The organism is Campylobacter sp. IFREMER_LSEM_CL2127 (assembly GCF_025771745.1).
GTDB lineage: Bacteria > Campylobacterota > Campylobacteria > Campylobacterales > Campylobacteraceae > Campylobacter_D.
In genome coordinates, this window is record NZ_JAKMQV010000033.1 from 1 (window position 1) to 652 (window position 652).

1 protein-coding gene is annotated in these 652 nt (G+C 32.2%); it reads right to left on the minus strand.

The window, feature by feature from the left end; all coding sequences use genetic code 11:
- Positions 1–652, minus strand: a 652-nt coding sequence (locus tag L8V77_RS07655) for a methyl-accepting chemotaxis protein (RefSeq protein ID WP_263707401.1), incomplete at both ends; no start/stop codon positions are given.

Genomic DNA, 652 nt, shown 5'->3' on the forward strand with positions numbered 1-652 from the left:
TCACCCATTTCATTAATAGATTGAACTAAGATATTAGTATTAGCTTCAATCTCACCTAAAGACTTTTGAGTTCTTTCTGCTAGATTTCTAACTTCATCAGCAACAACAGCAAAGCCACGTCCATGTTCACCAGCACGTGCTGCTTCAATAGCTGCATTTAATGCAAGTAGGTTAATTTGATCTGCAATATCTCCAATAATAGAAGTAACATTTTTAATTTCTTCACTTTGAGCAATTACTTCACTAGTTTTATGAGATACATTTTGCATAGAAGAAGTAATCTCTTCTAATGCTGCTGCTGTTTCTTCTAAAGAAGAAGCTTGGCTTGATGAAGAATCAGTTAAGTTCTTAACAGCACTTTGTAATTTACCACTTTCACTAGCAAGTAAGTTAGCAAATTCAGATGATTGTCTTAGCATAGCTACTATTTCTTGACCTAATACATTAGTAGTTACTTCAACCCCACCTTTAGCATTAGCAACTTCAGTGGTAAAGTCTAAGGCTTTATAACTATCAAATACTCTATTAATTTCATTCATATTAGAACCAACTTTTTGTTCTAATACATTTAGCATTTCATTTAATACATTTTTTAATTCTATTAATTGAGGATTAGCAGGAATTGCACTAATTCTTGCTGTTAGATTACCAC